35 protein-coding genes are annotated in these 26,562 nt (G+C 65.6%); 18 read left to right on the forward strand and 17 right to left on the reverse strand.

Going from position 1 to position 26,562, the window contains the following annotated elements; translation table 11 throughout:
- Positions 1–117 precede the first annotated feature (117 nt).
- The 6 genes from AC1DBX_RS02110 (at position 118) to AC1DBX_RS02135 (ending at position 4,118) form a co-directional block, all read left to right on the forward strand.
- Positions 118–735, forward strand: a complete 618-nt coding sequence (locus tag AC1DBX_RS02110; RefSeq protein WP_018772833.1) for a TetR/AcrR family transcriptional regulator — start codon at positions 118–120, stop codon at positions 733–735.
- A 193-nt stretch (positions 736–928) separates the two neighbouring features.
- Positions 929–1,321, forward strand: a complete 393-nt coding sequence (locus AC1DBX_RS02115) for an ArsR/SmtB family transcription factor (protein WP_476930962.1) — start codon at positions 929–931, stop codon at positions 1,319–1,321.
- A complete protein-coding gene (locus AC1DBX_RS02120; protein ID WP_476930963.1) occupies positions 1,318–2,298 on the forward strand; it encodes a TIGR03086 family metal-binding protein in 981 nt (326 codons plus the stop codon). The genes AC1DBX_RS02115 and AC1DBX_RS02120 overlap by 4 nt, the downstream gene beginning before the upstream one ends.
- A gap of 48 nt (positions 2,299–2,346) precedes the next feature.
- On the forward strand, positions 2,347–2,685 hold the full coding sequence (locus tag AC1DBX_RS02125; RefSeq protein WP_476872481.1) for a YciI family protein: 339 nt from the start codon (positions 2,347–2,349) through the stop codon (positions 2,683–2,685).
- 283 nt (positions 2,686–2,968) lie between these two features.
- The gene (locus AC1DBX_RS02130; protein ID WP_028276296.1) at positions 2,969–3,271 is read left to right on the forward strand and encodes a DUF4193 domain-containing protein; all 303 of its coding nucleotides are present in this window, start codon (positions 2,969–2,971) and stop codon (positions 3,269–3,271) included.
- Positions 3,272–3,365: 94 nt separating this feature from the next.
- The gene (locus AC1DBX_RS02135; RefSeq protein WP_476930964.1) at positions 3,366–4,118 is read left to right on the forward strand and encodes a lytic transglycosylase domain-containing protein; all 753 of its coding nucleotides are present in this window, start codon (positions 3,366–3,368) and stop codon (positions 4,116–4,118) included.
- Between the two features lie 83 nt (positions 4,119–4,201).
- Here AC1DBX_RS02135 and AC1DBX_RS02140 read toward each other — a convergent pair whose 3' ends face one another.
- Positions 4,202–4,789, reverse strand: coding sequence for a hypothetical protein (locus AC1DBX_RS02140; RefSeq protein WP_476886518.1), 588 nt, complete (start codon positions 4,787–4,789; stop codon positions 4,202–4,204).
- Positions 4,790–5,131: 342 nt separating this feature from the next.
- Between AC1DBX_RS02140 and AC1DBX_RS02145 the strand changes: the two genes are divergently transcribed.
- On the forward strand, positions 5,132–5,710 hold the full coding sequence (locus tag AC1DBX_RS02145; RefSeq protein ID WP_476930965.1) for a histidine phosphatase family protein: 579 nt from the start codon (positions 5,132–5,134) through the stop codon (positions 5,708–5,710).
- Positions 5,711–5,719: 9 nt separating this feature from the next.
- Here the strand turns inward: AC1DBX_RS02145 and AC1DBX_RS02150 are convergent, their stop codons facing one another.
- Positions 5,720–6,619, reverse strand: coding sequence for a C2 family cysteine protease (locus AC1DBX_RS02150; protein WP_476930966.1), 900 nt, complete (start codon positions 6,617–6,619; stop codon positions 5,720–5,722).
- A gap of 344 nt (positions 6,620–6,963) precedes the next feature.
- On the opposite strand from AC1DBX_RS02150, the gene AC1DBX_RS02155 reads away from it, so the two are divergent.
- From AC1DBX_RS02155 to AC1DBX_RS02175, 5 genes are all read left to right on the forward strand, one after another.
- Positions 6,964–7,608 (forward strand): DNA alkylation repair protein, encoded by a 645-nt coding sequence (locus AC1DBX_RS02155; RefSeq protein WP_476886667.1) that lies wholly within the window; start codon positions 6,964–6,966, stop codon positions 7,606–7,608.
- 121 nt (positions 7,609–7,729) lie between these two features.
- Entirely contained in the window at positions 7,730–8,218 is a 489-nt protein-coding gene (locus AC1DBX_RS02160) for a hypothetical protein (RefSeq protein WP_028276302.1), read from the forward strand.
- Between the two features lie 77 nt (positions 8,219–8,295).
- Positions 8,296–9,141, forward strand: coding sequence for a DUF4097 family beta strand repeat-containing protein (locus tag AC1DBX_RS02165; RefSeq protein ID WP_476930967.1), 846 nt, complete (start codon positions 8,296–8,298; stop codon positions 9,139–9,141).
- A 32-nt stretch (positions 9,142–9,173) separates the two neighbouring features.
- Positions 9,174–10,118, forward strand: a complete 945-nt coding sequence (locus tag AC1DBX_RS02170; RefSeq protein ID WP_476930968.1) for an ATP-binding cassette domain-containing protein — start codon at positions 9,174–9,176, stop codon at positions 10,116–10,118.
- Positions 10,115–10,951 (forward strand): ABC transporter permease, encoded by an 837-nt coding sequence (locus tag AC1DBX_RS02175; RefSeq protein WP_476930969.1) that lies wholly within the window; start codon positions 10,115–10,117, stop codon positions 10,949–10,951. Before AC1DBX_RS02170 ends, AC1DBX_RS02175 begins: the two co-directional genes overlap by 4 nt.
- A 205-nt stretch (positions 10,952–11,156) precedes the next feature.
- Here AC1DBX_RS02175 and AC1DBX_RS02180 read toward each other — a convergent pair whose 3' ends face one another.
- The 10 genes from AC1DBX_RS02180 to AC1DBX_RS02225 form a co-directional block, all read right to left on the reverse strand.
- Positions 11,157–12,179 carry an LLM class flavin-dependent oxidoreductase gene (locus AC1DBX_RS02180; RefSeq protein WP_476849337.1) on the reverse strand — a complete coding sequence of 341 codons (1,023 nt, stop codon included), beginning with the start codon at positions 12,177–12,179 and terminating at the stop codon, positions 11,157–11,159.
- Between the two features lie 191 nt (positions 12,180–12,370).
- Positions 12,371–12,835, reverse strand: a complete 465-nt coding sequence (locus AC1DBX_RS02185; protein ID WP_476930970.1) for a hypothetical protein — start codon at positions 12,833–12,835, stop codon at positions 12,371–12,373.
- A 249-nt stretch (positions 12,836–13,084) separates the two neighbouring features.
- A complete protein-coding gene (locus AC1DBX_RS02190; protein ID WP_476930971.1) occupies positions 13,085–14,023 on the reverse strand; it encodes an NmrA family NAD(P)-binding protein in 939 nt (312 codons plus the stop codon).
- Positions 14,024–14,168: 145 nt separating this feature from the next.
- Entirely contained in the window at positions 14,169–14,549 is a 381-nt protein-coding gene (locus AC1DBX_RS02195; RefSeq protein ID WP_476930972.1) for a hypothetical protein, read from the reverse strand.
- Between the two features lie 6 nt (positions 14,550–14,555).
- Positions 14,556–14,876, reverse strand: coding sequence for a hypothetical protein (locus AC1DBX_RS02200; RefSeq protein ID WP_476930973.1), 321 nt, complete (start codon positions 14,874–14,876; stop codon positions 14,556–14,558).
- 44 nt (positions 14,877–14,920) lie between these two features.
- On the reverse strand, positions 14,921–16,219 hold the full coding sequence (locus AC1DBX_RS02205) for a Y-family DNA polymerase (protein WP_476930974.1): 1,299 nt from the start codon (positions 16,217–16,219) through the stop codon (positions 14,921–14,923).
- Positions 16,220–16,227: 8 nt separating this feature from the next.
- Complete coding sequence (locus AC1DBX_RS02210) at positions 16,228–16,659, reverse strand: LexA family protein (RefSeq protein ID WP_476858505.1); 432 nt, start codon at positions 16,657–16,659, stop codon at positions 16,228–16,230.
- Between the two features lie 259 nt (positions 16,660–16,918).
- Positions 16,919–17,686 carry an SCO1664 family protein gene (locus AC1DBX_RS02215; RefSeq protein ID WP_476930975.1) on the reverse strand — a complete coding sequence of 256 codons (768 nt, stop codon included), beginning with the start codon at positions 17,684–17,686 and terminating at the stop codon, positions 16,919–16,921.
- Positions 17,686–18,246: a DUF3090 domain-containing protein gene (locus AC1DBX_RS02220; protein ID WP_476930976.1), complete on the reverse strand. Its 561-nt coding sequence runs from the start codon at positions 18,244–18,246 to the stop codon at positions 17,686–17,688. The genes AC1DBX_RS02215 and AC1DBX_RS02220 overlap by 1 nt, the downstream gene beginning before the upstream one ends.
- Positions 18,247–18,270: 24 nt before the next feature.
- Positions 18,271–18,963: a histidine phosphatase family protein gene (locus AC1DBX_RS02225; RefSeq protein ID WP_476849179.1), complete on the reverse strand. Its 693-nt coding sequence runs from the start codon at positions 18,961–18,963 to the stop codon at positions 18,271–18,273.
- Between the two features lie 1,020 nt (positions 18,964–19,983).
- On the opposite strand from AC1DBX_RS02225, the gene AC1DBX_RS02230 reads away from it, so the two are divergent.
- Positions 19,984–20,256, forward strand: a complete 273-nt coding sequence (locus tag AC1DBX_RS02230; RefSeq protein ID WP_476930977.1) for a DUF5808 domain-containing protein — start codon at positions 19,984–19,986, stop codon at positions 20,254–20,256.
- Between the two features lie 25 nt (positions 20,257–20,281).
- Here the strand turns inward: AC1DBX_RS02230 and AC1DBX_RS02235 are convergent, their stop codons facing one another.
- From AC1DBX_RS02235 to AC1DBX_RS02245, 3 genes are all read right to left on the reverse strand, one after another.
- Positions 20,282–20,872 (reverse strand): dihydrofolate reductase family protein, encoded by a 591-nt coding sequence (locus tag AC1DBX_RS02235; RefSeq protein WP_476855840.1) that lies wholly within the window; start codon positions 20,870–20,872, stop codon positions 20,282–20,284.
- A gap of 77 nt (positions 20,873–20,949) precedes the next feature.
- Positions 20,950–21,393 (reverse strand): VOC family protein, encoded by a 444-nt coding sequence (locus tag AC1DBX_RS02240; protein WP_476930978.1) that lies wholly within the window; start codon positions 21,391–21,393, stop codon positions 20,950–20,952.
- A gap of 174 nt (positions 21,394–21,567) precedes the next feature.
- Positions 21,568–21,744, reverse strand: a complete 177-nt coding sequence (locus AC1DBX_RS02245; protein ID WP_476930979.1) for a hypothetical protein — start codon at positions 21,742–21,744, stop codon at positions 21,568–21,570.
- Positions 21,745–21,753: 9 nt separating this feature from the next.
- On the opposite strand from AC1DBX_RS02245, the gene AC1DBX_RS02250 reads away from it, so the two are divergent.
- Positions 21,754–23,685 (forward strand): glycoside hydrolase family 15 protein, encoded by a 1,932-nt coding sequence (locus AC1DBX_RS02250; RefSeq protein ID WP_476930980.1) that lies wholly within the window; start codon positions 21,754–21,756, stop codon positions 23,683–23,685.
- A gap of 275 nt (positions 23,686–23,960) precedes the next feature.
- Here the strand turns inward: AC1DBX_RS02250 and AC1DBX_RS02255 are convergent, their stop codons facing one another.
- On the reverse strand, positions 23,961–24,455 hold the full coding sequence (locus AC1DBX_RS02255; protein WP_476930981.1) for a hypothetical protein: 495 nt from the start codon (positions 24,453–24,455) through the stop codon (positions 23,961–23,963).
- A gap of 256 nt (positions 24,456–24,711) precedes the next feature.
- Here AC1DBX_RS02255 and AC1DBX_RS02260 point away from each other — a divergent pair, with 256 nt between their 5' ends.
- The 4 genes from AC1DBX_RS02260 (at position 24,712) to AC1DBX_RS02275 (ending at position 26,110) form a co-directional block, all read left to right on the forward strand.
- Complete coding sequence (locus AC1DBX_RS02260) at positions 24,712–25,011, forward strand: hypothetical protein (RefSeq protein ID WP_243177536.1); 300 nt, start codon at positions 24,712–24,714, stop codon at positions 25,009–25,011.
- A 75-nt stretch (positions 25,012–25,086) separates the two neighbouring features.
- Entirely contained in the window at positions 25,087–25,308 is a 222-nt protein-coding gene (locus tag AC1DBX_RS02265) for a hypothetical protein (RefSeq protein ID WP_243177538.1), read from the forward strand.
- Positions 25,309–25,446: 138 nt separating this feature from the next.
- Positions 25,447–25,860, forward strand: a complete 414-nt coding sequence (locus AC1DBX_RS02270; RefSeq protein ID WP_476930982.1) for a hypothetical protein — start codon at positions 25,447–25,449, stop codon at positions 25,858–25,860.
- Between the two features lie 7 nt (positions 25,861–25,867).
- Positions 25,868–26,110 (forward strand): hypothetical protein, encoded by a 243-nt coding sequence (locus AC1DBX_RS02275; protein ID WP_476930983.1) that lies wholly within the window; start codon positions 25,868–25,870, stop codon positions 26,108–26,110.
- 103 nt (positions 26,111–26,213) lie between these two features.
- Here AC1DBX_RS02275 and AC1DBX_RS02280 read toward each other — a convergent pair whose 3' ends face one another.
- Positions 26,214–26,366 (reverse strand): DUF6924 domain-containing protein, encoded by a 153-nt coding sequence (locus AC1DBX_RS02280; protein ID WP_476850881.1) that lies wholly within the window; start codon positions 26,364–26,366, stop codon positions 26,214–26,216.
- Positions 26,367–26,562 lie beyond the last annotated feature (196 nt).

Raw genomic sequence — 26,562 nt, forward strand, 5'->3', positions numbered from 1 at the left:
GGCCGGCCCGCCGGCGTCGTGCTGGCCGACAGCGCCGGTGGAATCCGGCGGAGACTGATAGCACACTCCGAGGCAGACCGGTCTGTACGCCTCGGTCCGGTGTAAAATTTTTTTATCATGACTGTCAACGACGCCGAGGGTCCTACGCTGCTGCCCGCCACAGCCATGGCCGGACGCGACGAGCCGGTGGACCGTATCCTCGCCACTGCTTACGAGTTATTCTCCCGCCGCGGCATCCGCGACGTAGGGGTCAATGAGCTGATCAGCAGTTCAGGGGTATCCAAGGCAACCTTCTACCGGCACTTTCCGTCCAAGGACGCCCTGGTGCTGGCCTTCCTGGAACTCCGCGACCAGGTGTGGACCGTGGACCTGATCGTGGCCGAGGCCAGCCGGCGGGGCAACACCCCCGAGGAGAGGCTGCTCGCCGTCTTTGACGTGTTCGGTGACTGGTTCCAGCGCGAGGATTTCGAGGCGTGCTCGTTTATCAATGTGCTGCTGGAAATGGGCGCCGGGCACCCGCTGGGCAAGGCGAGCATCGATTACCTCAGCCGCATCCGCGGGCATATCCAGGCGCTGGCCGAAGAAGCCGGGCTGGACCGCCCCGAGGAATTTGCCCGGTCCTGGCACATCCTGATGAAAGGCTCCATCATTTCCGCCACCGAAGGGGACGCGCTGGCCTCCAAGCGCGCCCAGCAGATGGCGCGATGGCTCATCGAGCACCACCGGGGCCTCTAGCCGCTGCGCCCGGGGATTCCCCGTCCCGGTTACCGGCATCTCTTTAACCCGGGACGCGGTAACCCGGCACGCGCCATAGCGCCCTGACAAACCGCTCCGATAACAGCTGCGCCATGCCCGGGCCGCGATCCGCAAGAGTGCCGGCCTGCATTCCCTGACCCCTCTGACTGCTGGGCACTTGCGGAATACGTTAGTGATCACTAACGTATTAGTTGTGTTGGATGCCTTGGAGATTGCTGCGGAGCCGAATCGGCGACGCCTGCTGCATCTTCTCGCCAGCCACGAACAGGCTGTCGGGGAGCTGGCCGCCCATTTCACGGTCAGCCGCTCCGCGGTGTCCCAGCACCTGCTGCTCCTGGAGCAGGCCGGCCTGGTATCTGCCCGCAAAGAGGGCCGGAACAGGTACTACCGACTCGACCCGGGCGGCATGGGCCGGCTGCGTGACCTTGTCGAACAGTTCTGGACCTACGAACTGGACCTGCTGGCATCAGATGCGGGCGCACTTGCCGCCCAGCGTCACCGGCCCCCTCAACATCACACGACAACTTTCGATGCTTCGCCTCAAGACAAGGGACCACTCTCATGACGTTCGATAAAACCATTCACCTGCCCGTCAGCGCCGACGAGGCCTTTGCGCTCATCACCGAGCCGGAACGTCTGCGCCGCTGGCAAACGGTGGCGGCCCGCGTTGACCTTCGGATAGGCGGCGACTACCGCTGGACCGTCACTCCCGGCCACCACGCCGCCGGCACATTCCAGGAGATCGAGCCGGGCAAGCGCATCGTCTTCACCTGGGGCTGGGAGTCCGGAATGGACCTGGCGCCGGGCGCGTCCACCGTGACCATCACGCTGGAGCCCGACGCCGGGGGCACCACGCTCCGCCTGGTCCACGCCGGCCTCAACGCCGAACAGGCCGCAGCACATGCCGAAGGCTGGAACCACTACCTGGACCGCCTGATCGCCGAGACCTCCTCCCCGGCCGGCGCCGGTCCGGACGACTGGTCGGCCGCCCCGGACCCGATCGATCACCTCAGCTCGGCCGAGGCTTCGCTCGCCGTGCTCCTGGGCGTGCTGCGCAAGCTCACCCCGGAGGACCGTGAGAAAGCCACTCCCTGCGAAAATTTCACGGCCCACGAGTTGCTGGAGCACCTGGCCGGTTCGCTGAAGCAGATCGGCGGGGCGCTGGGCGCGGACGTAAGCGACGACGCCGGGGCGGGCCCGGAAGTTCGCATCGCCGGACTCGCGCAGGCCACCCTGGAGGCGTTCAGCCGCCGCGGCTTCGAAGGCACCATCGACATGGGCTTCGCCGAGCTGCCCGCGACCGTCGTCGCCGGGATCGTCAACCTCGAGCTGCTCGTCCACGCGTGGGACTTCGCGAAGGCCACCGGCCAGGAACTTGTAGTTTCCGACGTCGTCACGGATCACGTTGAGGCCCTGGCCCTGGTGACCATCTCGGACCAGGTCCGCGCCAGCGGCAGCTTCGCCGCTGTCCAGCCGGTCGCGGAGACTGCGAGCAGCCTGGAGCGCCTGATCGCGTTCACCGGCCGGACCGTCGCCGTCTGAAGTTTTCCAACCTAAGCCCGTCAAGACCGCCAGGAAAGTAGGAGCAACATGACCAAGTTCGTCTTCATCTATCACGCCCCGATGACCCCCGCCGAGGCCGCGCCGCCCGCGCCGGATGACATGGCAGCCGCCATGGAACAGTGGAACAACTGGGCCGCCAAGGTCGGCAACGGCCTGATCGACTTTGGAACGCCGCTGGCCAACGGTGTCCGCGTTTCCGCGGGCGGAGCCACTGCGCCGAGCCAGCGTGAAGTCGCCGGATACAGCATCATCGAGGCCGACAGCCTTGAGGCGGCCGTGGAACTGGCCAAGGTGCACCCGCACCTGAACATGCCCGGCGGCTGCGAAATCGAGGTTCACGAGGCGCAGCAGATCCCCGGAATGTAAGCAGCGGCTCGGCCCGATGCTCAAGGCGTGTTCGCCGCTGCTTCACAGCAGGGGCGGACACGCCTTTCTGTGTCCCGACTGTTCCGTCCGGCGGGCCCGGACGGCAAGAGGTTTCCTGCCCGCAGCAGCCCGGCGGGTTCCCAGGACCCCACGCCGGTGCCGGTCGACGAGGTCCCGGGACTCCGTGCGGCCTGAAGGACTTGGTTCACATGAGGCAGCGACGCGCGCAATGGTGTACGTTGGCTTCCCGTCAGAACTAAACACAGGAATGAGAGTCACCCCCGTGGCAACCGATTACGACGAAGTCCGATCCGACGTCAAGGAGTCGCAGGATAATTCCCTGCAGGCGCTGCAATCCGCCAACGCCCCGGATGCCCGCAGCGTTGTCCGTGAACTGGATGAAGCCGACGCTTTTGACGATGCGATCAGCCCGGGCGGGGAAATTGTCGCCGAGGAACTCGTCGTGCAGGTCATCCCGCAGGCGCAGGACGAGTTCACCTGCTACTCCTGCTTCCTGGTCCGGCACCGGTCCCAGGTTGCACGCGAAAAGAACGGCCACGCTTACTGCGTCGAGTGTGTTGGCTAGGGCCATGGCCTCCCGCGTGTCCGGCGCCGGCGCGGTTTTCCGTGCCGGGCCGGACAGGCGGGTCAGCACCGTCCCCGGCCGGCCCGCTTAGTCCATGCTCCGCCTGAAACGCCTTGCCGCGCTCGGCCTGTTCGTATTTTGCGTCATCACCGGGTTCTTGTTTTGGGCCTTCCGGTTCTCCGGCGCGGAGACCCGGGTGGCCCTGCCCGCGCCGCCGCGGGCAGAGGCGAAACTCGAATCGCTGTCCGCCGGCATCACCTCCGCCGTGAACATCACCCGGAGCGCGGACGCCGAGTGGCTCACCCATGCCGCCGCGCAGACCGGCATCCCCGCCCGGGCCCTCCAGGCCTACGTGGCGGCGGCCAGTGCGGCCAACACGTCGGCCCCGACGTGCGGGATCGGCTGGAATACGGTGGCAGCGGTGGGCTTCGTCGAATCCGGCCACGGAACGTACGGCGGCGGCAGCCTGACCGCCACCGGTCAGGTGAGCGGGCCAATTGTCGGTCCGAGCCTGAACGGTGACGGCTTCGCCGCGATCCCTGATTCGGACGCCGGCGCCCTGGACGGTGACGCCCGGTGGGACCACGCCGTCGGACCCATGCAGTTCATTCCCTCCACGTGGCAGATCGCAGGCCGGGACGGGAACGGGGACGGAACAGCCGACCCGTTCAACATCGACGACGCCGCGCTAAGTGCCGCCTCGTACCTGTGCGCACACGGTGGTGACCTGACCACCGCCGCGGGCTGGGCCGACGCGATCTACTCCTACAACCAGTCCGATCCGTACGTGGACCATGTCCGCGACCGGGCCACTGCCTACGCAGCACAGTCGGGCACTCCCGGATAGCGCCACCGTGCAGCTCGACTTAGTCTCCGGACACCTTGCCGACTCCCATAGTGATTGGCAGCGGCCGGCCGCGCTCCGGCCGGCTAAGCCCATGCCCTGGCAACCAGGTCTCCTGCAGGACCGAGAATGAAGTCCACATTGAGGGATGCGCTGGGCCCCTCACCCATAGAGATCTTCTCGTCGAAAGACCCAAAGGTTGCCGGCAAGAAGTACCCCACGTTGTCCCAGTAATACTGGAAGACATACAGGAGGGGATCTTCGATCGTATCCAGGTCCTCCCCAAGGCGGTACACAACAATGGCCTTCTGGCGGACCTCTTGCGAATTCGAGCACCAGGGCAGAATCAGCCCTCCCGCATTAGCCGTATTTCCAGGCGGAATCTGATCCGTGTCCCTTGGAATGATCCCCACGGGATCGCCCGGGCCAAAGAGGGGATTCCACTCAAGGTCCTCGTAGAACAGGTTCACGCCCACATCGGCTGGCTGTCCCGGCAGACGGGTTCGGTTGGTGAGCCTTTCCAGGCCCGAATTCCACAGTAGTGGTCCTCTGCGGTCCTGGGCACCGTACGAAACCTTCTTCCGCGACGCGGAAATGGACGCCCCCGCCGCGTCTTTGGCGGCCCTGGCCGCAGTTACCGTCTTGGGGCCTTGGGCCGGTTGCTCGAGATCCATCCTTACTTCTCCTGTCCAAGAGGTGACCGGAGCGCTCCCGTTGGTGACCGCAAGCGGCTCCGCCGGGGAGGGGCTCAAGGGATGCAATATGCTCCGCCGTGCAGCGGTTGTTGCGGCATGAGGGCTCCGTCCGGACGGTTATCGGCCATCTGAGGAATGACTCTCGTGTGAACTTTGCGTCCGGTGCTTGCCATGCGTCAAGGGACTATGCGAAGTGGCGGTGTATTGTGATCGCTCTTTGCCGCTCTTTGCCGCTCTTTGCCGATGACGAGGATGCTCGCGGCGGCTCCCAGACCGGCGCCTCTGTCATCGCCAGCCTGCCGTCAGGGCAGAATGGAAGGCATGACATCTACGACGTTCGCCCTCATCCGCCATGGCCAGACGGACTGGAATGCACAGCGCCGGCTGCAGGGATCCACCGACATTCCTCTGAACGACGTCGGCCGCGGCCAGGCTCGCGACGCCGTCGCCGTCCTGTCCGGCTATGAATGGGACGCGATCGTGTCGTCACCGCTGAGCCGTGCCGCGGAAACCGCCGATCTCATCGCCGCCGGGCTCGGCCTCAGCGTGGCCCGGCGCGTGCCGGAGCTCGCCGAGCGCAGCTTCGGACCCGCGGAGGGCCTTCAGGACGGTCCTGAACTGGACGCACTGCGCATCCCCAACGGGTTCCGCGGCGCAGAAAGCGAGGACGAGGCCGCCGGCCGAGGGTTGGCCGCGCTTGAGGCGCTGGCCGAGGAGTTCCGTGGCCGCCGCGTCTTGGCCGTCGCCCATGGCACGCTCCTGCGCGTGAGTCTCAGCCGCGCCATCGGCCGCACCCTGGAAAGCATCGACAACGCCGTGCTCAACCTGGCCCACCACCATGCCGTCGACGGCTGGCAGCTCGAATACTTCAACGGCGAGCGGGCCATGGCTGCCGTTTAGGGCTGCCGCTCAAGGATATGTCGGTATCGCGATGTACTGGTTGATGTTCGTTGACTGGAAGGTCGCAAAAGCCAGCGTGGTGTGGCCGCCCTCCGGATCACCCACGACGACCGTTTTGTCGGAGGGATTCAGGCCCAGCAATGCGTAGGAATGGTCGGAAACCAGCTCGCCGTCGGAGTTGGACGTCCCAAAGGTCACGAGGCCTTTCGTGAAATCCTGCTGCATCTGCTCAAAGCTCACTCCCGTCATGGGGCCGCCGGGGTTGCGGTCGACGCCCACTTCGCCGGTGATGGCATAGAGAGCATTGTGTACATCATGATCCTGGGCGTTGCTGAGGTCGGTGCCATCGATGCCGTTGTAGCTGTTGCCGTTCGCGGCCGCCCACCCTTTCTCGATAATCGCGGCCCATGACACGTTTTTGCCATCGATATTTTCGATGCCGTTTTCGAAGGGCTTGCCGCGGCGGTACGGAAGATCACCGTTGACCGTGACCGTCACCGGATTGGACACCCCGTCGTACTTGCTGTGGAAGGAAATGGTGTAGGTGCCGTTGCCGTTGTCATGGACCATGTTCAAGACGGTCGCAGGGGCCCGGGACGCCACTGTCATCAACGCTGCGAGGAAATAGCAATCGCCGGCGTCACCCTGCTTGATATTCGTCAAGTCTCCGGAGAGATCCGGGTTTCCGGAATCATCAAGCGCAAACAGAACCTGATTCGGGACCTTCTGGAAGGCCGCACGTCCCGATACCGAAGGATTACTCACCGGGGCCCCGGACGCTCCCGGAGGCGTCGTGACCGGTGACCGGGTAGTCACGATCCACGCAATTCCAAGAATTACCATCACCGCCACCACTGAGAAAATGACGGCGGCGCGAATTTTTGCCGGCCTGGATCCTGCACGTTCCATGTTCCGAGCCCTCCCGTCCTGCGGGGTTCCAGCCCCGCAACGGCACCGCCGCGGCAACCTTCCGGGGGCTGCCGCCGTCGGGTCTCTCCCGGTTGATCAATTCATCAGCTGATCAACAGCTTGCCGCAGGCAACCAGTCTGGGGCAAGGGGCAGCGGGCGATTCACAGGTGAGCACCGGACGCTCACCGGCGTGCGCGGCCACGGTGCAGTCGTCTGTTTTCGTCGCCAAGCCGCTTATTGCCGCGGGCGGCCGAACCGCCGACGTATGCTGAATCGCACAAGCAACGGACAGGAGGCCGAGGTGGCCCAGACGACGGAAACCGGAACGACGGCGGCCGAGGTGATGGCCGAGCTGGCTGACCTCGAGGACCCGAGGATCCGGGACGTGAACGCCAAGCACGGTGACGACCACGGGGTGAACCTCGGCAAGCTGCGGGCGTTGGCCAAGCGGCTCAAGACGCAGCAGGAGCTGTCCCGTGAGCTGTGGGGGACCGGTGATACCGCGGCGCGGCTCCTGGCGCTCCTGATCTGCCGTCCGAAGGCTTTCGATCGTGATGAGTTGGACGCCATGTTGCGCCAGGCGCACACTCCCAAGGTGCAGGACTGGCTCGTCAACTATGTGGTGAAGAAGAACCCGCATGCCGAGGAACTGCGCGTGGCCTGGTTTGCCGATCCGGACCCGCTGGTGGCAAGTGCCGGCTGGGCGCTGACCACCGACCGCGTTGCGAAGAAGCCGGAGGGCCTCGACCTGCCAGGACTGCTCGACATCATCGAGGCGCAGATGAAGGACGCCCCGGACCGCTTGCAGTGGGCGATGAACCACTGCCTGGCCCAGATCGGGATTGAGCACCCCGCACACCGCGCCCGCGCGATCGGCATCGGCGAGCGCCTCGAGGTGCTCAAGGATTACCCGACGCCGCCGAACTGCACCTCTCCGTTCGCGCCGATCTGGATCGCCGAAATGGTGAACCGACAGGACGCCAACTAGGACTCAGGGCGGGGGGCCTTTCACCCGTACTCACCCTCATCGAGCCGCCGCACCAACCTGCGGATCACCCGTGACACCACGAAGGCTTGACGTGACACCACCGTGGTGTCACTATGGTGGCATGGAACTCGGACAATACGTCAACGACCTACAGCGGCAGCTAGTGGATGCCGCGGAGAACGGCTCGGAGGACACCCGCGCCGTGGCCGAGCGGCTCGCCGCCGGACTGGACGCCGCGACCCGGCTCGTGCTCCTCGACGTTCTCTCGGCTGCGGCCGGCGAGATCACCCGCGACCTCGCACCCGGATCAGTCGACATGCGGCTGCGCGGACGCGACGTCGAATTCGTGGTGACCCAGCCGAACCCGGAATCTGACACCGACGAGCGGCCGGCCGCACCCCTCGACCTCGACGACGCGAGCACCTCGCGCACGACGCTCCGCCTGCCGGATGCCCTCAAGACGCGGGTGGACGAGGCCGCGGCCGCTGACGGCCTGTCCGTCAACACCTGGCTGGTCCGCGCGGTCGCAGCCGCTCTCCAGCCCAAGCAGCGACGATCCGCGCAGCGCACGCTGCGCACCGGCGACAACTTCGCCGGCTGGGCGCGCTAAACCGCCCACCGCACCACACCCACCAACCACGCGGACCCGCGGGGTTGATCAAACACACCCAAAAGGAAGGCGCCAGCATGCCCACCTACGACACCCCCACCCCCATCGACCTCGCCATCAAACTGCAGGTCGGCGCGATCGAAATCATCGCCACTGACCGTGACGACACGGTCGTGACCGTCTCGCCGACGAACCCCGCGAAGGCAGTCGACCGCCGGGGCGCGGAAGAGACCAAAATCGACGTCGACGGCCAGCGGCTCATCATCACCGGCCCCCGGCCCCGCATCAGCTGGATCGGCCCAACCGAGTCGGTTGATGTGAAGGTCGAGCTGCCTGCCGGGTCGCGGCTCACCGCCGAGATCGGGGTCGGCGGCGTGCGCGCCGTCGGACGCCTCGGCGCAACCCGGATCAAGAGTTCGATGGGCCGCGTTGATCTCGACTCCACCGGCGACCTGTGGCTGCGCGCCTCGCACGGCAACGCGAACCTCGGCACCGCCGAGGGCGGGATCGAGATCACGGCCGACCACGGTCAGATCCGGATCGGCAAAGTCACCGGCGACGCGATCCTCAAGGCGTCGCACGGCACCATCCTGATCGGGGAGTCCGGCGGCGACCTTGAAGCGAAGCTCTCCTACGGCGACCTCGAGATCTCGAAGGCACTCGGCTCTGTCGCGGCGAAGACCGCCTACGGCAGCATCCAGCTCGCAGAGGTCTCGAGTGGTTCCATCCAGGTCGAGAGCGGCTTCGGCCAGGTCACCATCGGCGTGCGGCCCGGCGTTCCCGCCTGGCTCGATCTGTCCTCGAAAGAGGGGCACGTCCGCAACCAGCTGGACAGCGACCGCGCTCCGGACGCGTCCGAACAGACCGTCGCAGTGCGTGCACGCACCCAGCACGGCGACATCAGCATCCAGCGCGCTCAATGACTCCGGGCCACCAACAGAAGGGAACCAAGCACATGAACACGCCAGCAATCGAAGTCCGCGGGCTGCGGAAGTCCTACGGCGCAAAGGCAGTGCTCGACGACGTCGACCTCACCGTGGACGCGGGCACAGTCACCGCGCTGCTCGGCCCGAACGGCGCCGGCAAGACGACGACCGTGCACATCCTGTCCACCCTGGTGCGGCCCGACGGCGGCACGGCACTGGTGAACGGATGCGACGTCGTGCGCGACCCTGACGGCGTCCGCGCCGCGATCGGCCTCACCGGCCAGTTCTCCGCGGTGGACAAGCTGCTCACCGGCGAGGAGAACCTGCTGCTGATGGCCCGGCTGCGCCATCTTGGAGCGAAGCGCTCGAAGGCCCGGGTGGTCGAGCTGCTTGAGCAGTTCGACCTCGTGGAGGCCGCCCGTAAGCCGCTCGCCACCTACTCGGGTGGGATGCAGCGCCGCCTCGACCTGGCCATGACCCTCGTCTCGGCGCCCAGCGTCATCTTCCTGGACGAGCCCACCACGGGCCTGGACCCGCGCAGCCGCCACACCATGTGGGACATTGTCCGCAGCCTGGTCGCGGACGGCACCACCGTGCTGCTCACCACCCAGTACCTCGACGAGGCGGACGAACTCGCGGACCGCATTGCGGTGCTCGACGGCGGCCGGCTCGTCGCCGAGGGGACGCCGGACGAGCTCAAGCGCCTGGTGCCCGGCGGACATATCCGGCTCCGGTTCGCTGATGCCGGGCGGCTCGACGCCGCCTCCCGCCTGCTCGGCGAGTGCGCCCGCGACGACGCCGGGCTCTCGCTCACGGTGCCGAGCGACGGCGGTGTCGGCGCGCTGCGCACCGTGCTGGACCGCCTCGACACGGCCAACCTGGAGGTCGACGACCTCAGCATCCACACCCCGGACCTCGATGACGTGTTTTTCGCGCTCACCGGCCGGGTCGAGACGAAGGGAACCGAATCATGACCACCATCGCTGCCAAGCGCCGGACGGCCCAGGGCACCCGCCAGCAAGCGCACGTCATTGCCGACTCGGTGACGATGCTGCGCCGCAACCTGCTGCACATGCTGCGCTATCCGGGCCTGTCGGTGTTCACCATCGTGGGGCCGGTAGTCCTGCTGCTGTTTTTCGTGTTCGTGTTCGGCGGCACGCTCGGGGCCGGCCTGCCCGGCGCGGATCCGGCCGGCGGGCGCGAGGCGTATGTCGCCTACGTCATGCCGGGCATCTTGCTGTTGACCATCGCCGGCAGCGCAGGCGGCATCGCGACGACCGTGTCGATGGACATGACCGAGGGCATCACCGCGCGGTTCCGGACGATGGCGATCTCGCGGGCCGCGGTGCTCGCCGGGCACGTGCTTGGCAATACCATCCAGGCGATTATCGCCGTCGTGCTTGTGCTCGGCGTCGGCCTCCTGATTGGCTTCCGCCCGACCGCCGGGTTTGTCGAATGGATCTCCGCCGCAGGTCTGATCGTGTTCATCGCGTACGCGATCAGCTGGCTCGGGGTGGCCATGGGCATGCAGGCGAACTCGGCCGAGACCGCCAGCAACCTGCCCCTCGTGTTGACCTTCCTGCCCTTCCTCAGCAGCGGCTTTGTGCCGACCGAGTCGATGCCGGAATGGCTGCAGTGGTTCGCGCAGTACCAGCCCTTCACGCCGTTCATCGAGGCCATCCGCGGGCTGCTGCTCGGTACCCCGCTCGGCTGGAGCCCGGTGCTGGCAATCGGGTGGTGCGTCGTGATTGTGGTCGCCGGGTACGCCTGGTCGATGGCGATCTACGAGCGCAAGTCGGTGCGCTGAGCCCAGGGTGCACCCGGTTTCTGCGGGCGGTCGCGAGCGCATCGCGGCCGCCCGTCCTGTGCTTCAGCCGAGGTGGCGTTCGGCGTCAAGGCTGCCCCGCGGGTGAGTGCCGGCCGGACCGGCGTCGTCGCCGTCGCACTGGCGTTGCAAGGCTGGATCCCGCAAGTGTCGACGGCGCGGTGCCCGGGGAATCTGTCACGAGGGGTCAGCGCCAGCCGAGCTGCGGCGCCACATACTTCAGGATCGACTCGATGACGTGGGCGTTGTAGTCGACACCGAGCTGGTTCGGGACCGTGAGGAGCAGGGTGTCTGCCGCGGCGATCGCCTCGTCCTCGGCCAGCTTCGCGGCCAGCTCGTCCGGGGCACCGGCGTAGGAGCGGCCAAAGACCGCGCGCGTTTTCTCGTCGATGTTGCCCACCTGGTCGGAGCTGTGGCGGTCGCGGGCGAAGTATTGCCAGTCGCGCTCGTCCGTCAGCGCGAAGATGCTGCGGCTGACCGAGACGCGCGGCTCCCGCTCGTGCCCCGCCTCCTTCCAGGCCTGCCGGTAGAACTCGATCTGCTCGGCCTGCTGGACGTGGAAGGGCTTGCCGCTCTCATCATCCTTGAGCGTGGAGCTCTGCAGGTTCATGCCGAGCTTCGCCGCCCAGATGGCCGTGGCGTTCGAGCCGGAGCCCCACCAGATGCGCTCGCGCAGGCCCCTCGATTGCGGCTCCACGCGCAGCAGGCCCGGAGGGTTCGGGAACATCGGGCGGGGGTTCGGCGCCGCAAAGCCCTTGCCAGTGAGCACCTCGAGCAGACGCTCGGCGTGCCTGCGGCCCATGTCGGCGTCCGACTCGCCCTCGGCGGGGGCGAAGCCGAAGTAACGCCATCCGTCGACGACCTGCTCGGGTGAACCCCTGCTGATGCCCAGCTGCAGCCGGCCGCCCGCGATCAGGTCGGCCGCGCCAGCGTCTTCTGCCATGTAGAGCGGGTTCTCGTAGCGCATGTCGATCACGCCGGTGCCGATCTCGATGCGGCTTGTCCGGGCCCCGATCGCGGCGAGCAGCGGGAACGGGGAGGCGTATTGCTGCGCGAAGTGGTGGACTCGGAAGTAGGCGCCGTCCGCACCCAGCTCCTCGGCCGCGACCGCGAGGTCGATCGCCTGCAACAGCGCGTCCGACGCGGTGCGCGTGCCGGAATCCGGGTGGTCGGTCCAGTGGCCGAAGGACAGGAATCCGATGTTCTTCACACCGGAAACGAACATGGTGGCGGCGGTTCTTATTCCCACTGGATCGTGTCAGGTATTTCTGGCCCCCAGAAGGGCATTTGAAAATGGCCTCATCCCGACAGGCGCCTGTGTGCGGTGTGGCCGTCAAGGATGAAGCGGATGAACGCCGCAATCTGGCCGGAGCCTGGCGCCCCTTAGGCGGGACCGGGGGATCAGCCGGCCGAGTAGGGGGTCCGGACGAGGGTGATTCCCCATTCCGGGTTGTGCAGCACGATTCCAGTCTCCCGCTGTGCAAACTGAAACGGAGCCTGAAGATATCGATTCATCCGCGCCTGTTCCTGGTCCCACGGGAAGTTGCACGTGCCCAGGGAACTTTCCAGTGTCCCCGGATCCGGCGTGATCGTTTCGCCGGCAATGCTGACCGTGACCGCATACGAAGCGCAGGGGATACGCACGGTCATCAACGTGCGGCCGCCAACGCTGCCGAACCGTATCGCGTAATCGCCGGAGCTCATTCCCGGATCACGGGGCACAGAAGCCGGCGTCATGGAACCGGATGTGAAGTATTGGCACTCCAGCGCTCCATTGCCTACGACTTTCTCTGCACGCTGTGGCCGGCATTCATCTAAACCGTGCCCGGGGGCAGACGGAATCGGCGGAGCCGGGGCGAGGGTCATGCCTGGTGACAGTCCGGCGCCCGTCGATGGTGCGGCCGTGGCGGCGGGCGGTTTGGTGACGGTTTGCTCGCCTGCCGACGTGCTGAGTGGGGGAGTTGACGCGCAGGCCGCGGTTAGCGCGACGACGGCGAGGCATACTACGGACAGCAGTGTCGGCGTCGTGTGCATTCCATAACGAGCGGGTCCCCCGGGCGCGGCCATGATCCGAACCCTAGGGGTTCGGGGCTTGTCCGTGCAACAACCCCCAGGCTAGGGGACCGGGGCCGGTGAGCTCTGCTGCACGTGCTGGTCCAGGACGTCCCGGGCGGTGGTCCACGTCCGGCTCCCGTACCGGTCGTTGCTGACGTAGTTCAGGGTCGCGTCGCCGCTGAACATGCTGGCGAAGTACTGCATGCCCTGCCACGGCGGGAACGGCTTGTCAGAGGCCGGCATGAGGGCTTTGACGACCCGGCTCATAGCAGTCAAGGAGCCGACGCTGCCCGCGTAGAGGAGCCCGAATTGCGTTCCGGTCAGGTCGGACATGGTGGCTGCCAGGGTCCTTGCCGTGACCTGGTCTCCGGCGATCTGAAGGACGCGGGGCGCCCGCTCGTCGAGGGCGGCGGCGGCGGTGTAGGAGGCAGTGTCATCCTTCGTGGTGAAGTCGAGCACCTGGTCGGCGTCGGACCAGAAGAGCACCCGACGCCGCGAGAACAGGATCATGGGAGCCTGCCCGGAGAGCATGTCGGTGAAGGCGCCATTGAGGATGGAAGTGGCCCGGATTTCGGTGGCATCCAGCCGCTGTGCAAAGTCTCGGCGGAACTGTAAGTTCCGGTTGCTTCGGGGGCGGATTCCGCGGTAATCGATGGAGTAATCGGAAGGGATGAAACGCGGTACGCCCACCGCGGCCGCCGCCTCCAGCAAGCGCGATTGGGCGTCGAAAATTGCGCTGTCCACGCCGTTGATCGCGGAGACTACGCAGTCAACATCCGCGCAGGCCCTTCGGAGGGCCACCGGATCGTCGTAGCCCGTCTGGATCACTTCGACGCCTTGGGCGCGGAGCTGCGCAATGCGCTCCGTGCTGGTCCCAGGCCGTGTCAGGACCCGAACGGTGGCCCCCAGGGCGACCAAATTCTGCAGGATACGCCCGCCGAGATCGCCGGTGGCGCCGGCCAGAAGGACAGTGCCCGGAGTGGGAGTCGTGGGGATCATGGTTCGCACCTCAAGTGTCGGGCGGAAAGGGATGGTGGGCTAAAGACTACCAACGGCAGGGCAGCTGCGATTCCCGCGTGTGACTCAATGCATCCCGGGCCGGACTGATCAGCGGAACCGTTGCACGTCGGGTCGCGGGCCTGACCTAACTCCAGCGGTGGGATTCCAGCGCACGAAACAGGGGAGCGCGGCCGCTTTTCAGATGGTCAACGGGGCGGGACCCGCCGAGGTCCTGGCAGGGTGTAACCATCCAGGCCGTGAAGTAGTTGTGCGGAACCTTCAGTTCTATGGCGCGCTGGAAGAGGTCGACGACGGTCGGGTGGAGGTGGCCGCCGGCGACGAATTGGAATCCCGGGCAGAACGTGCCGTCGTCGATGAAGACGCGGACGAGCTGCTGCATTACAGGGTCGGGGTCGTCCATCAGTTCGGCGAGTCGGCGGCGGACCTGTTCCAGGGCGGGCAGCGTGAATTCTGCCCTGATCCCCGCCCAGGTCTGGTCGTTGATCGGCTGACTTTTCAGTGACACCGTTGCCTAGCCGCCGTCGCTGATGTCGTCCAGGAGCCACTGGACGGAGCGTGGATTCCGGCGCAGCGTGAAGGTGCGCAGCGCTGAATTAGCCCCCAGCCGGGCCTCGACGCGCCAGTATTCGGTACCGGCCGGGTTGGCGCCGCCAGCGGCGGCCGTGCATCGGGTGCCCCGCCCGGCGTCACCGCCGATCCAGTGCCGGGATTCGGTGGCCGGATCGACAAGCCAGATCCGTCCGTCGTGCCGGATGGCAAGGGGCTTGCCTGCCGGGTCGAGCCGGACTTGAAGGTCAAGGGTTCGTGTGGGGTTTTCGGTGCTGAGGGTCATGGGGGTGGTCTTTCGTGGTGCGGTGCTGCGGGGGCGTGTTGGCGTTAGGCGGCTTTGACGAGGGGGAGTTCGTCCCAATGGGTGGTGTAGCGGGGGGAGAGCATGTCCCGTTTCATGGTCCAGTCCGGCCCGCCCCGTATGCCGGCGTGGCCGAGGCCGATGGAGCCGCGCCCGTATCGGCGGGTCACATCTTCCAGGAGGGTTCCGATGTGGCGTTCCTCGTGCGGATTTTGGAACAGGGCCAGCGGTGCCTGGTTGCCGGTGGGCCGCAGGTCGGTGACCATGATGCCGGCCCGGGCGTATTTGATGCCTTCCTGGATGTGGGGCAGGAGGGCGTGGGCGGCCCGGGTGAGCAGGACGGGATCGGCGGTGGGCATCGGCAGCGGCACGCACACCGAGGGGTAGGAGGTGTCGTTCGGGTTGAAGTGCGAGGTGCCGGCGAAGGCGGTGAGGACCTTGGCCTGGAGGCTGTATTTGGCCAGCCGTGCCGATGCCTGCTGGCCGTAGACGGACAGGACCTGCCGCATGCCGGCGGCGGTGGTGATGGGGGTGGCGAAGGAGCGCGAGAAGATGAGCTGGTCCCGGCCGATCCGTTCTTCCTCCATCGGGATGCACGGCGTGCCCTGCAGCTCCAGGACGGTGCGCATCATGACCACGGAGAAGCGGTCCCGGATCATCACCGGGTCGGCCCGGGACAGGTCAAGGATGGACTGAAGCCCTAAGGCGTTGAGGCGTTTGGTCAGGCGCGTCGCGACGCCCCAGATTTCGATCACAGACAGCCGGCCCATCAGCGCTTCTCTGGTGGCGGCGGGCACGGAGTCCCAGTGGCAGACCCCGTCGAAGGCCGGGTTGTGCTTTGCCCATTTGTTGGCCAGTTTCGCGAGGGTCTTGGTCCCGGCGATCCCGACGCAGACCGGAACCCCCACGTTGCGCCGCACGGCTGCCTTCATGGTCTGGCCCAGGACCAGCAGGTCCTCCGGCGCGCCTTTGACGCCCAGGAAGGCCTCGTCGATGCTGTAAACCTCCAACCAAGCGCTGTAGCGGCCCAGCAGTTCCATCACCCGGGCGCTGATGTCCCCGTAAAGCTCGTAGTTGCTCGAGAGGGCAACAAGTCCCCACTCCTTGGCCCGCGGGGCGAGTTTGAACCATGGTTCACCGAGGCCGATGCCGAGAGCCTTGGCTTCCGGGGACCGGGTGACGGCGCACCCGTCGTTGTTGGACAGTACGACGACGGGCCGGCCTTCGAGGGACGGGTCGAATACCCGCTCGGCCGAGGCGTAGAAGCAGTTCACATCCACGTGCGCGATCTGCGGCATCCGCCGCATCGGGGAGGGCTTAGACATGGTGTGCCTCAAACATGGTGCAGGCAGCGGGTCGCGACGCCCCAGATGACCAGATCCGACAGGGACGGAACGCGGATGTCCGGGTAGGACGGATTCTCCGCCTGCAGCACGACGCCGGCGGCCGTGATCCGCAGCCGCTTGATGGTCAATTCTCCGTCCAGGACGGCTATGACTACGGACCCGTCCTTGGGTTCCAGGGCCCGGTTGACGATCAGTTCATCCCCGTCGCTGATGCCGGCGCGTTCCATCGAGTCTCCGGAGACCCGCACGACGTACGTGCTGGTGATGTCCTTGATCAGATGCTCGTTCAGGTCAATCCGCCCATCAAAGTAGTCCTGCGCCGGCGATGGATACCCGGCCGCGACGGGGACCGGAGAGATCAGCACCGACAGCAACGACATGCCCGCGTCTATCACGCGGGGACCGACAACAACGCCCACAACACACCCTTGTTCGAATATATGTTCGATACATTCAGTGTAGCCGGATGGGCCGACAAAAGTTGGACTCTGCCCATATCCCTCGGCTGCGTGGGCAGCGCGGTTTCTCCTCAACATCGCAACACCTGACTGAAGGGGTGCTGTATATGGGACGCTCGGCGCGTCGTCTGCGGAAGGTGGGGCCTGCGGGCTTGGTTGAGCGTAGGCGCTGTTATCGGCGTTTGGGCAGCCAAATTTTGACAGTTGAGCCGCAATTCCCTTAGAACAGCGGCCAGGGCACCGCCGACATCTCACCGCTCGGAGCCGGAAACCGCCCTGCCAAGCGCAACCGTGCGCAGCGCGCGGCGAGCGATGCGATTTCTTCGGCGCTGAGCAAGTCCGCCAGGTTTCGGCCCAGCCCACCGTGCAGTCCTTCGCTGACACGATCGATGCCGTCGCGTTCCTCGGCGGTCAGAGCGTCTCCCAGCCATCCCCACAGCACCGTGCGCAGCTTGTGGTCACGGTGAAAGGTGAGCCCATGGTCCACGCCGTGCCGGTGTCCGTCCGTCATGGCAAGAATGTGGTCGCCTTTGCGGTCGGCGTTGTTGACGACCATGTCGAACACCGCCATGCGTCTGAGCGCTGGCGAGTCTTCGTGAACGAGGGCGACCATCCGTCCGTTCTCATCCCGTCCCTCGAGAACATGTTTCCAGCCCGTCTCCGGCACCTGGTCCGTCGCGACCAGGTTCACGGCGCTTTGGGCGGGGTCTTGCTCCTGCCAGAGCTGCACCATTCCTTCGCCCATAGGACCATCGCGCAGCCAGGTGCGCGGCACCACGTCCCAGCCTAAGACTTGCGAGACCAGGTAGGCGGCCACCTCCCGGTGAGCCAGGGTGCCGTGGGGAAAATCCCACAGCGGACTTTCGCCTGCTATCGGCTTATAGACGACCACCACGTCGCCGATGCTGCCCAGAAATGTAGCGTTTGAAGCCGTCGTGATGCGGCCGGTGAGCGTCAGCTCGGCGGTCACTAGGTCCGGCCCTGGCATCAGACCTCGGGAAGGGTGCAGATGTGCCCGTCGGCGTCGATGGGGTAACCGCAGAGCGGGCACGTCGGACGCCCCGCGCCCACGATCTCACGGGTGCGCTTGGCGAATGCGCGGGCGGTGCCGACCGGCATGCGCACCAGCAGCATTTCAGGCTCGTTAGCGCCGTCCTCATCAAGCGATTCGTCGTTGTCATCAGCATCAGCATCGACGTCGGCGATGGGGTAGGCCTCAATTACGACCTGGGCCGTGGTTGGGTCCCAACCTAAGCTCATGGCGCCGGTGCGAAACTGCTCCTGAACGGCCTCGAGCTGGTCATTGTCGACAAGTTCAATGGGAGTGCTCGCGGGAATGCTGAAGGGGTTGCCCTCGACGGTGATGAGCTGGTCGAGAATTTCGTCGATCTTCTCCGCGAGCAGAGCCGACTGCTGCTTCTCCAGGGCAATACTCACGATCTGCGTCCCTGCGCGCACCTGCAGGTAAAACGTGCGCGCCCCTGGAAGGCCAATGGTGCCGACGACGATTCGATCAGGCCAGGCAAACTCGTGAACACGTGTAGGCATGTCAGTATTTTAGGCACATGAGGTTCATGGCGCTTTCTGCCCTGCACCGCCGCCCACCGGCGCATCGCCAGAGTGGAGGCCGTTCGACAGCCACGACAGATCACCCGCGTCGGTGTTGGTCGCGTAGACGCTCGGCCGACTAGCGCCGTAGCGCACGATCGATACGGAGGCGGGGCCCACGTTAATACGCTGGAACAGGTCAAGGTGCATGCCGAGCGCGTCGGCGAGGATTGACTTGATGATGTCGCCGTGACTTACTGCCACCCACACGGCCCCTGGCCCGTACTCGGCTTCGAAGGCTGCATCGTGGCGTCGAATCGCTGCCACCGACCGAGCCTGCATCGCGGCCATGGATTCACCGCCGGGAAAGACGACGGCGGATGGTTGCGACTGCACAACCGGCCACAAATCCTCGGTCGCGAGATCACTGAGCGTGCGGCCCTGCCACTGGCCGTAATCGCACTCGGTGAGATCGAGATCGACCGGCGCGTACGGCGTGCCAGCCTGGCGATCGAGGATGAGCTGGGCGGTCTGCTGACAACGCTCAAGAGGGCTCGACACCACCCCGACTACGGGCACGGCCGCGAGCCGGTCTCCGGTCAGAGCCGCCTGGTCGCGCCCGATCTGGTCCAGGCTGACGCCGACGGCCCGACCGGCCAGCAGTCCAGTGGCATTGGCTGTGGTGCGGCCGTGCCGCACGAGAATAACTGTCGCCATCCACCCAGCCTAACCACCCGATCGACGGCGGTGTGCACCGTACCGGGTCGCGCGCCGAACAGGCAGATAAAGCCCTGGCGGAACTCTTCAGGCGCGCCGACGCGCTCAAAGCCGCCCAGACGGACTCGGCACGCAGTGAACAGCTCATGGCCGACGCAGCAAAACCGGCAGAACCGGGACAGCCAGAACCCCCGGCCGAAACCGCCCCCCGCATGGAGGACGTCCGGTACCCGCTCCGCGCCGGATCGAGTAGTTCCCGCCCTCTCAGAGTGGTTGCGTCAAGTAATTCTGGCCCCCGTAGGACGGTTATCGCTGGCCCCACTTCGTGCATGGAAAGAGACAGTTCCGGCAACGTCAAGTAGCGCGGTCAGATGGTTCGCGGTTCGACGGGGATGCTTCGTTGTCCGGACAGAATGCCGATCGTCAAATTTTGATGAGAAGCAGTCCTGGGACCATGGTGGCGCTTTGGTCAGGCCCACTTGGACAGGAGGGCCGCGTTGGCTTCTCGCAGGAAGATTAGATCCTCTTGTGGTGGGGCTTGCGGAGGGGCTGTCCACCACTCGGTGAGGTTGTCCGCAGTCACTAGCCTCCGCCCAGCATCGAGAGGAGTTACACGCCAGCGGTCGGTGGGCTGGAGGTCTGGGTGGTCGGGTCCGAGGACCTGAATCGCGAAGATGCCGGGCAGCTACCCGTCGATGCCCGACGCGCTCGCGGTCCACCAGGGCGCGAACGGCGCGCCCAACCGGCTGGCAGCCAAGTCGGTGGACTCCGCGTTCTCTCAGGTGTTCGTGCAAACCGGTGTGACCGGGTTGCTAGTGGGTCTCGCGGCGGCCACCTTCCACAGCCGGCCCGACCTCGACCCGGCGCGCCCGCTGGCCTCGGCGCGCTGGTACCGGCAGTACATGTCACTGGGCGTCAAAGCGCTCCTCGGGCTGGTCGCGATGATCGACGTGGGGATGCTGGGCTCGTCGCCGTTGATGTGGACCGGGACGGTCACGCCGTGGGCAGTGGGTGGGACTGGTGGTCGCGCTCCCGATCCTGGCCGCCGTCGTGGTTGCCATCGTGGTCCTGGCCAGGAACAACCGCGAGCGCGATGAGGGTGAGAGGGATACGGGGCTGACCCACCGGGACGACGACAAGTGCTGGCACGGTGGCCTGGTCTACGTCAACCGCGAAGACCATGCGCTGATGGTTCCGCGACGGTTCGGGCTGGGGTGGACGCTCAGCCTCGGCAATCCCAGGTCCGCGACGCTTCTGGCCGGCGTTGCGGGCGCCCCAGCGTCCGGCGAGTGACCTCCGAGAACCAAGGGTCAGCCTGTCAGCGGATTACCCGATAGCGCACGTGGGTGACGAGGCGGGAACCGCTCACGTCCGTCGGCTCAAGCTTGAGGTCCGTCACGCCGTCCAGCAACCGCTCGCCCGCTCCCAAAACTATGGGCGCAATGTGGAGCCGCAGCTCGTCGATCAGCCCCGCCGAAAGGAATTGTCGGGCGGTCTGCGCTCCTCCGGCTATGGCCACGTCCTTACTGCCAGCGGCCTTCCGCGCCTGGGCCAACGCCGATTCGATCCCATCGGCCACGAAGTTGAACGTTGTGCCGCCCTCCATCTCCAAGGGCTCGCGGGGGTGATGGGTGAGAACGAACACAGGTGCGTGATAAGGCGGGTCCTCACCCCACCATCCCCGCCACTGCTCATCCCATGCCCCGGGACCGGCGTACATGTTCCGGCCCATGATGTAGGCGCCAGCGGCGAGGATGCCTTCGAGCTCCGCAGCGTTGGACTCGGCTTCTTCGAACATCCACCTGTGGAGGAGTTCTCCGCCCCGGCCCAAAGGCTCCGTCATGCTTTGGTTTGGGCCCGCAACGAATCCGTCGAGGGAAATAGTCAGATCGCATGTGACTCTGCTCATGCGCCCATCATGCCAGCACTCGGCGGGGCCCTGACATATCAAGGCGCAGGCGTGCTAGCGGGTTTGGAGTTGGCGAATCAGCCGATCCGCTCGGCCAGGGACACGATAATCCCCTCCGGGCCGCGCACATAGGCCATGCGCCAGAGGTGCTCGTACTGGCCGATGTCGCCGACCAGCCCGAAGCCGTCCGCGGCCAGACGGTCGACGACCGCCTGGAGGTCGTCGACCTCGAAGGCCACGTTGCGGTGCCCCAACTCATTGGCCATCGCCGCGGGCGATCCAGGCTGGTGGTCGGGCCGGACAAAGCTCGAAAGCTCCAGCCGGGTACCTCCGTCGGGCGGCCGGAGTATGACGATCTCCGTACGGGAGTCGGGGATGCCGATCACCGTGTCGAGGAACTTGCCCTCGACGAACATCGGCGCGCCCTCGACCTTGAGGCCCAGCCCGACGAAGAACGCCGTCACCTCTTTGAGATCGGCAACGGTGATACCAACATGATCGAAACGCCGTACCTGTGACATGAGATCAATCCTTCGTTGTTCATCTTGTCGATCCATCGGAATTGCTGAGCCGACGGGGATTCTCAGCACAATCATCATCGAAATCCGTCAGCGCCCCGATTGAACAATCCCAAGGGTTGGCAGAGCGGGTCAACGTTGTCCCGGGTCGAGGAGGCCATCGACCATGTAGGGAATTCAGGTCCAGCGCCTCTTTGGCCGGCGGCCGTACGAGATCTTCGCCGCCGCATCGCCGTCGTCCTCTGCGATGAAGCACTGACCGTTGATGAGGCACTGACCGTTGATGAGGCACTGACCGTTGGGGAGGAAGCCGTCCAGGTAGCCGGGGTCCCGTTTCCACTCCGAGGGGAACATACTGGGGTGGTGAGCATCGACGCCCGGTCAGGGGCGGAGGGGAGGCGGCGGCCCGGGGCCGGCACGAGCCCGTATCCGCCGATCGCCGACTATGGGTTTTTGTCTGACTGTGAGGCCAACTGCTTGATTGCATCGAGCGGGCAGGTCGAGTGGATGTGCGTGCCGCGTCACGACTCACCGAGTGTGTTCTCCACTATCCTCGACCGCGCCGCGGGTGGCTTCAAGGTGGCACCCTACGGCGTCCGGGAGCCCACTGCGCGCCGCTATCTCCCCGGCAGCTTGATCTTGGAGACCACCTGGCAGACCAGGACGGGCTGGCTGATCGTGAGGGATGCCCTGGTGATGGGTCCGTGGCACCACACCGACGAGAGGGCCGGCCGGTACCGCCGCCCGCCGACGAACTACGAGGCCGAGCATTGCCTGCTGCGCACCGTCCGGTGCGTCAACGGTGCGGTTGAGCTGTCCGTGCTGTGCGAGCCGGTCTTCGGCTACGGCCAGCGCCGGGCACGGTGGGAGTTCTCCAGCCCCGCATACGGAGAGGCCGTGACCGTCAGCGGCGATGAGGGGGATCCGGTGCTGCATCTGACTACCGACCGCCGGCTGGGCATCGAGGACTCCATCGCGGTCATTCGCAGCCGGATGACCGAGGGCGAGCAGGCCTTTATCGCGCTCTCCTGGGGGTCGCTGCCCCCGCCGCGGACGTGGGAAGAAGCCACACGCAAGCAGTGGCAGACCACTGAATTCTGGAGGCAATGGATCACCGGGGGCGAGTTCCCGGACCACCCGTGGCGGGAGCAGCTGCAGCGCAGCGCGCTGACGTTGAAGGGCCTCACCTACGCGCCGACTGGAGCTCTGGTCGCGGCGCCCACCACCTCGCTGCCCGAGACACCCGGGGGAGAGCGGAACTGGGACTACCGGTACACATGGGTGCGCGATTCCACGTTCGCGCTCTGGGCCCTCTACACCCTCGGCCTGGACCGGGAAGCCGACGACTTCTTCGCTTTCATCCGCGACGTCGCCGCCGAGGACGACCTGCAGATCATGTACGGCATCGACGGCGAAAGGGACCTTCCCGAGGTTACTGTCGAGGGACTCGGCGGCTACGACGGCGCCCGCCCCGTCCGGATCGGCAACGCTGCCGCCCACCAGCGCCAGCTCGACGTCTGGGGCATGATGCTGGACTCCGTCTACCTCCACGCCAAATCCCGTGACCAGCTTCCCGAGCCGCTCTGGCCCGTCCTGCTCCGCCAGGTCGAGCAAGCCGCCGCCCACTGGCGGGACCCCGACCACGGGATCTGGGAGGTCCGTGGCGAACCGAAGCACTTCACCTCCTCAAAGCTCATGTGCTGGGTCGCCCTGGATCGTGGTGCCCGGCTGGCGCGCCTGCACGGTCAGGCTGATTACGCCCGAACGTGGGACGCCATCGCCACGGAGATTCATGAGGACATCTGCCTCAATGGTGTCGACGACCGAGGCGTGTTCGTCCAGTCCTACGGCACAACGAACCTCGATGCCTCGCTTCTCCTTGTTCCGCTTGTCCGATTCTTGCCCGTCAACGATCCTCGCGTGCGCGCCACGGTCGTGGCCATCGCCGATGAACTCACCCGGGACGGACTCGTCCTGCGCTACCGCCCCGAGCAGACCGACGACGGTCTCACCGGCGACGAAGGGACCTTCACGACCTGCTCGTTCTGGCTCGTCTCGGCCCTGGTCGAGATCGGGGAGGTGGTACGCGCCAAGGCACTGTGCGAACGTCTGCTGTCCCTTGCCAGTCCCTTGGGCCTCTACGCTGAGGAGCTGGATCCGGTGAGCGGCCGTCACCTCGGCAACTTCCCACAGGCGTTCACCCACCTGGCCCTCATCAACGCGCTCGTGCACCTCATCCGCGCCGAAGAAACCAACCGCGCGGCGCAGTTCGCCCCGGCCCACCGCACGCCTTGAGACGCAGACGAAGGTCAAGGTACGGATTGCAACGACGGGCTCAAGCTTCCACGGGAAGCCGCCCTGACGCGGGTCCCGGAACCGGATGTTCTGCCCCGCCGCAGCCGTGCGGAGACGTGACCCATTCGCTGAGGCAAGGAGCAGCCCATCTGGAATGACGTGCAGGAATCCGAGCCCTCCGTTGTTGATTGCTTCCTTGGTTTTCCTGATGCGGACATGGGTAGGTCAAAGAAACGGACCGCCGTGAGGCGGTCCGCCAAGTGTGAATGGGATGGTTACTCGGCCTTGAAGGTGAGCGAATCGTCGCCGCTCGACCAGAGCAGCTTGCCGCTTTCATACGTCATTGCAATGGGCCGCTTCAGGAATTCCTGAACCCAGAGTCGCTGGTAACCCTCAGCGCCTACACATCCCTCAGCGCCTGTCGCAATCTTCCCGGCGACGGTGAAGATGTTGCCCTTGATGACCACCGGGGCGCCCAGGGGCCCGCATGGGGTCCGCACGGTCAGCAGCAGCTCACCGTTGATGGACGTGAGCTGAGCCTTGACGGCTCCGTTCGCCGCCCACGGGAGGGCTTTACCGTTCGATGCGGCTGAGACGCTGTCGTAGGTGGTGCACGGCGCTCCGGGCAGGAATGGGGCGCACGTTTGCTGCGGCTGGGATGTGGTGGTGGCCGGGAGGGGAGTGGGTGCACTCTTGTCAGCTTGAGCGGTTGCTGAGAGGGGCGTCGGCGTGGACTGCCCGCCAGGTGGCGTCGCTGCACATGAGGTCATGAGCAGTGAAGCCAGTAGAACGGAAATTTTGAGTGGCAGATGCCGAGCACGATCCATTATTCCCCCTAGGAATGAACGCTGAACCTGACCATAGACGTAGGACCTCTGATTGTCATTAGGTTTGGGTGACCAATTTTTGGGGCCCCTTCTTGTATGGGCAAGCGGGGAGGAGGACGAATAATTGACCACGCATTAGCCGAGCAATCCAACGGCAAATATCCGCCCCCAGCCCTGGGGTGGGAGGGACAATGAAGCCATGACCACACCCCAGGCAGCATTCGCGGCCTTCATGATCGCAGCCCTCATCTCAACCGCGATCTACTTCACCGTCACCTACCGACGCACGACCAAGAGGATCGCAGACAACGCCAACACCCAGGGGGAGGCGGCAATCGCCGTCGGCACCGACCAGCCGCGAAAGCCTGGTCTGGCAGCCAAGCTGAACTACCTCCTCTTCACGGACAAGCACCCGCACTTTGACGCGCGCGACAGCCACAACCACACCGCACCTCACAACGGGAGCACCAACCCGACCTCCACGGCCGCCAATCACTGAATCAGCGGCAGCGGCGGGTCATGACGCCACCCCAGCTACTCCACCACTCGCGCGGAACGGATCGGACAAGGAACCATGGACACAACACAAGCAGTAATCACAGCCCTCATCATCACGGCATTGATCGCAACGGTCGTCTACTTCGTCGTCCGCAAGAAGGTGGGCGCCGGTAACAAGCACCCTCACTTCGAGCCGCGCGCTACCCGCGACCGCGAACTGGGCAATGACGGCCGCTATTACCCGAACGCCACCCGGGTCAACGGAGGCTACAACGGCGGCGGCAGCCTCCCAGGCTGACGCCAACCCAGCTACTCGCAGCGGAAACCCCCGGAAATCACTGGATTCCCGGGGGTTTCCGCTTTGCGCACCCTCTGCATAACACTACAAAAACGCGGGGGAGTAGGACCCGAAAAGCCCATGGCGTAGGTTGAGCCCATGAACACCCGCCGCCGCCGACAGGCCACCCTGTGGACCCTGGCCATCCTGGCATCCCTCCTACTCACCGCCGCGGGCCTGGCCGTGACATTCTCACTCATCCGCACCCCAGGGGAAGGCCCTGGCCACGCCCTAATCTTCGCCGGAACTGCCGCCTCGGCCGCTGCAGCCGCCTGGGCACGCCTGAGGGATCTTGGATGGCCGATAGTCCTGGCCGTCGCGGCACCGGCCCTGCTGGTCGGCTGGCCGGATGCCGTCATGCCCGACAGCTTCATTCCGCACCTCGGGGCCGTACTAGCTCTACCGGCAGCGCTCATCGGGCTCATCATCGGGCTGGTGGCGGGCGGGCGGCCGGAGAGCGGCCACCAGGAGCAGGGTCTACCTCCCGGGGGCCATCCGGCAGGCGGGGGATGATGGCGGCATGGATGCATTACTGATCTGGAGGCGAAAGTCGCTCGAACGGTTCCGCACCCGGAAGGGGTATGTGTGGATCGTCCAGCATGACGAGTCGCCGCACGACACGATCCTTGGCGTGTTCGGCGACGAGCAAAGCGCCAGCGACTACGCCGACGTGATGGGCTTCCAATTCACCAACGGCGTGATCTGGGGGAAGTGCAAAATCGGGTCTCGGGTTGACTCCAGAGGGGAGCGGTATCACGACTGAACCAAGCCCCTTCTGTAGCGTTATACATAGTTACCTTACATAATGTTGATTATCGGCACTTAAAGTACGGGAGGAGTGGTAGACATTCCCGCAGCAAGAACGGTCAAGAAAAACCCCTAAATACGCCGTCGTCGTCTGTGTTCTCGGCGAACTCTTCCCAGTCCATCTTGGCAATGTTCAGGTTGTTATCGATTCCCCAAAGTTCACTGGCAACGCACCGGAACGGTTCATGTGACAAGTCGCCCAAGTCAACCAAGCTTTGTCATCGGCGAAGCTCGTGCGGACCAAGAGTGAATTTTCTGTCCTTGGAAGAATCGGCATGCCGCTATCCAACCATGTGAACCAGGGCCGTATCTGTCAGCTTGCCTGGCCGCAGCCTGAGTACGGCAGTCTCAGGTGGTCAGAACCGAACTGCACAGAGCCACTGGGCGACTTGTTTTCGTACAGGGATG

It is taken from the genome of Arthrobacter sp. 10N44_2 (assembly GCF_056394385.1).